We start from the raw sequence: 4,980 nt of genomic DNA on the forward strand, positions 1-4,980 counted from the left end.
TTAAAACCAACGGCAAATGAACCTGTAATAGTCATGTCACTTTGATTATAGGATAGTTCAAATTTGATAAAAACTGAAATAAAACAACATAACGATTATGATAACAATTAACGATTTTAAGAATAAAGACAACTTCTTCCTGATGGCCGGTCCATGCGTGATCGAAGGGGAAGATATGGCTCTGCACATTGCAGAAAAGGTTGTGGGTATCACCGAGAAGCTGAATATTCCCTACATCTTTAAAGGCTCATACCGCAAAGCGAACCGCTCCCGCCTGGATTCATTTACCGGGATCGGCGATGAAAAAGCCCTGAAGATCTTACGCAAGGTCAGCGAAACTTTCAACGTTCCGACCGTAACGGACATCCATGAAACACACGAAGCAGCCATGGCCGCCGAGTATGTCGATGTCCTCCAGATCCCTGCTTTCCTGTGCCGTCAGACCGACCTGTTGGTTGCCGCCGCCAATACAGGAAAAATTGTCAATATCAAAAAAGGCCAGTTCCTTTCTCCGGGAGCCATGCAGTTTGCCGTACAGAAAGTGGCCGATGCAGGAAATGACAACGTTATGATCACCGAACGAGGCACGACATTCGGCTACACAGACCTGGTTGTCGACTATCGCGGAATCCCGCAAATGCAGGAATTCGGTTACCCGGTCATCATGGACGTCACCCATTCCTTACAGCAACCCAACCAGACATCTGGCGTAACAGGCGGTCTGCCCGCCCTGATCGAGACAATAGCCAAAGCCGCTATCGCCGTAGGAACCGACGGACTATTCATCGAAACTCACCCGGAACCTGCTAAAGCAAAATCCGACGGAGCGAACATGTTACAGTTAGACTTGCTGGAAGGTCTGTTAACCCGGTTAGTACGTATCCGTGAGGCGATCAGGAAATAAGATTCCAATAAGAAAAAGGGGGATATAATGCCCCTAAAGAAACATACGGACACAAAAAAAGGAGCCTCATTCCCGAAGCTCCTTTTTTAATGTATTATTCTTATTATCCCATTTTACTGATCTTCCTCAGCTTATCCTCATCTATCAGCTTGATCTTCCGACCGTCGATAGCGATGATGCGCTCAGCTACAAAAGTAGATAAAGTACGGATAGCATTGGAAGTGGTCATATTCGACAAATTTGCCAAATCTTCACGCGACAGGTAAATACTCAAAGTAGCCCCGTCTTCTTCCAATCCATAACTATCTTTCAGGAATAACAAAGATTCTGCCAGACGACCCCGGATATGCTTCTGCGTAAGGTTAACGGTACGTTCATCCGCAACCCCCAGGTCAAACGACAACTGGCGAATAAAGAACATGGCCAGGTTAGGGTTACCCATCAACAGCTCAGTAACCACTGTCATCGGTATCAGACAAACAACAGATGCCTCAAATGCAGACGCATTCGTCAGATAATTTTCCTGAGCAAAATTAGCACGGTAACCAAAATACTGTACAGGCTTAATCATCCGGATGATCTGGCTACGACCGCCAACACCTTCCTTAAAGATTTTCACTTTGCCTCTCAGTAAGCACATCATGTCCCTTGGTTCGTCGCCCTCGCAATAGATCAACTCGTTACGTTTGAAATGCTGGATCGTCGAATTATTACGGAGAATGTCCCGTTCCTTTTCGGTCAGAACTCTCCATACTTCTGCTAAACTGGCCGACAGATCGACCTCTTCTTTTTGTTGCTTAACCACGACTGTTTTATAACATACTTATGAAGCACAAATGTACAACTTTTCTTTTGAAATAGTAAAATATTTGATACTATAAATTGTGTTCCCGGATACATTTTACTTTCTTTTGCTACTCATTTCAATTTTATTCGTTACGTTTGCATCAAAAGGGGTGATAATTTGTTGAAAAGATACGTTTTGATATTTACTCTGATTTTATTGACTATAAATGCTCTCGCCAAAGCGGAAAGCAATTATAGAAATAAGGTGTTGCCCGACTTAAAGGAGAAAACAGAATCGTCTGTAAAAGCGGATTCCATTATGGAAGAGGTGATTAAAAACGCCGAAAAATACCAGCATGTCCTCTCCCGGTACGAAGCGGAAATATATATAAAAGGACGGACGGAAATACTCAAACAAAACTTTCTGATGCGTTTCGCCCATCATCTTTTCCCTGTAGACCGGAAAAATAAGGATATGATCTTCGAGATGATCAGCGATTCCAAGTTCAACGCTCCCAACAATTTCCTGCATAACTTCCGGGCTGTAAACGGAAACAGTATTCCCAACAGCAAAAAGCAACAGGAAGCACTGGGATTCCTCAACCTGAATGTATATTCCTCCACCATATACAACGAGGGTATCATCACCCCCATGACCAAGCAAGCATCCAAATTCTATACATTCGACCTGGAGAGTGTAAGCGATACCAGCGGACTGAAGATTTATAAAATACGCTTCATGCCGAAGTTATGGAGCCAGAAACTTATCTGCGGCGACCTGTATATCCGTGACCAGTCCTGGATCATCGACAAAATAGATGTAAACGGACGTTTCGATTTCGCCGAATTCAACCTGGTCATGACATTCGGACGCGATTACCGACGCTTTATCCTTCCGGATAAGGCGAGCCTATATCTGCGTTACCATGTTCTGGGGAATGCCATTGCTACCAGCTATCATTCTTCATTCACTTATAAAGCGGTGGAATGGGTGGAAGAAGATAATGAAACTCAACAAAAGAGGTCACTGGATCTGACCGGATATTATAAGTTATCTTCAGATACAGTCCCAATTATCACAGACACTGCTTTCTGGAACAAAGAACGGGATATTCCTTTAACAAAAGAAGAACAATCCTTATACCATATAGACAGTGATAACAATGAGCAAAGAATAGACACTGCCAATATCACGAAATACCTGAAACTGACGGAGAAGTTCACGAATACGATCAGTATGGATTACAAGACCACCCGTCTGAAATATTCCGGGATATTCAACCCCTTCCAGTTGGGATATTCAGGACATAACGGTATTACTTACCGACAACGTTTGCGCATCAGCAAGACATTCGACAAAGACCGTCAGATCCGCTTCCGCCCGGATATCGGTTTCGTATTCAAACGGAAAGAAATCTTTTTCACCGTGTCCGGAGACTGGGAATATCTGCCGGAAAAAAAAGGCATATTGAGCCTCTCGATCGGTAATGGTAACCAGAGTTACTCTTCAGCCATTATGAAAGAGATAAACGAGCAGTTGAAAGATTCCACATTCAATTTTGACGATTTGAATCTGGAATACTTTAAACATTATTATGCAGAGATCCGTAACAATATTGAGTTGTTCAACGGTTTTCAAGTCTGGGCAGGTGCAGCCTATCACCGCCGCATACCCGTAAAAAAGAAAAGCCAGATACCCAACCCCGGAGAAGGCGTTGAAGAGATCATCAATGAGAACTATCATGATTTTACTCCCGTCGTCGGCATTTCCTATACGCCACGCCAGTATTACTGGATGGACGGATATCGCAAAGAATATCTGTATTCCTATTATCCGACCATCTCAGTCGAATTTGCCCGTGCAATCCCCGGAGTAGGTAAAAGTTCCGGCGATTACGGACGGATCGAAGCGGATATTCACCAAAGCATTGCACTCGGTTTGTCCAGAAAACTCAATTATCACATCAGCGGAGGTATTTATCTGAATCCCAAATCTATTTACTTTGCCGATTTCCGTTATTTCTCACGCCGCCAGTTCCCGGAATCGTGGGGAGATGAATTCGGAGGAGTATTCAACCAGCTAAGGAGTTTCTGGTTCAATGCATCCGACAAATATGTGCAAGGACATATTATGTACGAAAGTCCCTTCATCCTGTCACAACTTTTCAAGAAGAAAACATCTAAGTACATTCTGTCTGAACGGTTTTATTTCAGCCAACTGTGGACACCCGTTTTGCCAAGTTACACAGAGGTGGGATATGGTTTCGGTAACCATATTTTCAACGTTGCCGCCTTCGCCGGATTCGATAGATGGAAATACCAGAATATCGGCCTCAAGTTTGCTTTCGAACTATTTTAATAGGACATTTGTGGGCGGACGATCATTATACCGCTGTTACGCTTGATACTTTCCACGTATTCCTGTAAAGGAGCTTCGTTGACTATCACTTTCTTTTGCGTAGTAGATGCATGGATAAAGGTCAGTTCATCCCCTACCCGGCAAACAATGCCGACATGAGAAATGTCCAGCCCTTTGATAGTCGTGACGAAACAGACGATGTCTCCGTCCTTTATTCCTTCTGCCAACTTGTTTATATCCGATTCCGGAATATAATAATAAGGACGGGCATTGATCTCTTTTTCTTTTGCTGCGATCCGGGCAACAAGTTCCGGATGCTCTTTCAAAGGCTTATAACTATCCGGATGTGTAGACATGAAGGATACGTCGACAGGCAAGGAGACTCCTCCTATTTCCCGGGTAGCATCTTTTACTATTCCTTTTCGTTGGTTCTCAAAGATCCAGTCTGTCGTATAATGCAAACGGTCGGTATAATCATGGATTTCCCCGTTACGATAACGGATCGTTTGCAGGTTCTTACAAAACTCATCAAAAGACGGGGTAGCTGATTGCATAGTCTTCGTTAAAGCGACAACATTCTCTACCAATGTCATACAATCCATTTCCCGAAGATTGATCACCAGGCCTTCGGGTTCCTTTTCCAATGTGGCTGCCACATAAGGCGCATCCAGGAAGAAACGGGCTGTCTTAACCATTAACTCTCCGGTTGGCAACGACTTCACCGGAGTCATTTCTGAAAGATAGCGGTCATAGACAGCGCGGTCCTCATCGGTACAGTATAGCTTATCAGCAGCCTGTCCACGGAAAAAGAGAAAGCAGAAAAAAAACAATAAAAAGATTTTATTCATATATTCATTTATTATCAGAATTGAACTATCCTATAATCAAAGTGACATGACTATTACAGGTTCATTTGCCGTTGGTTTTAACC

The 4,980-nt window shown here is 43.5% G+C and carries 4 protein-coding genes; 2 read left to right on the plus strand and 2 right to left on the minus strand.

Going from position 1 to position 4,980, the window contains the following annotated elements:
• Positions 1 to 97: 97 nt before the first annotated feature.
• Positions 98 to 904, plus strand: a complete 807-nt coding sequence (kdsA, locus tag IEY67_RS25055; RefSeq protein WP_183671770.1) for a 3-deoxy-8-phosphooctulonate synthase — start codon at positions 98 to 100, stop codon at positions 902 to 904.
• Positions 905 to 1,007: 103 nt separating this feature from the next.
• Here the strand turns inward: kdsA and IEY67_RS25060 are convergent, their stop codons facing one another.
• The gene (locus IEY67_RS25060; protein WP_122354087.1) at positions 1,008 to 1,709 is read right to left on the minus strand and encodes a Crp/Fnr family transcriptional regulator; all 702 of its coding nucleotides are present in this window, start codon (positions 1,707 to 1,709) and stop codon (positions 1,008 to 1,010) included.
• A gap of 162 nt (positions 1,710 to 1,871) precedes the next feature.
• Between IEY67_RS25060 and IEY67_RS25065 the strand changes: the two genes are divergently transcribed.
• Positions 1,872 to 4,049: a DUF5686 family protein gene (locus IEY67_RS25065; RefSeq protein ID WP_183671771.1), complete on the plus strand. Its 2,178-nt coding sequence runs from the start codon at positions 1,872 to 1,874 to the stop codon at positions 4,047 to 4,049.
• Here IEY67_RS25065 and IEY67_RS25070 read toward each other — a convergent pair.
• Positions 4,046 to 4,897: an N-acetylmuramoyl-L-alanine amidase-like domain-containing protein gene (locus IEY67_RS25070; RefSeq protein WP_183671772.1), complete on the minus strand. Its 852-nt coding sequence runs from the start codon at positions 4,895 to 4,897 to the stop codon at positions 4,046 to 4,048. The two genes, IEY67_RS25065 and IEY67_RS25070, sit on opposite strands and share 4 nt — an antisense overlap.
• Positions 4,898 to 4,980: the final 83 nt, after the last annotated feature.

It is taken from the genome of Parabacteroides faecis (assembly GCF_014647375.1).
GTDB classification, from domain to species: domain Bacteria; phylum Bacteroidota; class Bacteroidia; order Bacteroidales; family Tannerellaceae; genus Parabacteroides; species Parabacteroides faecis.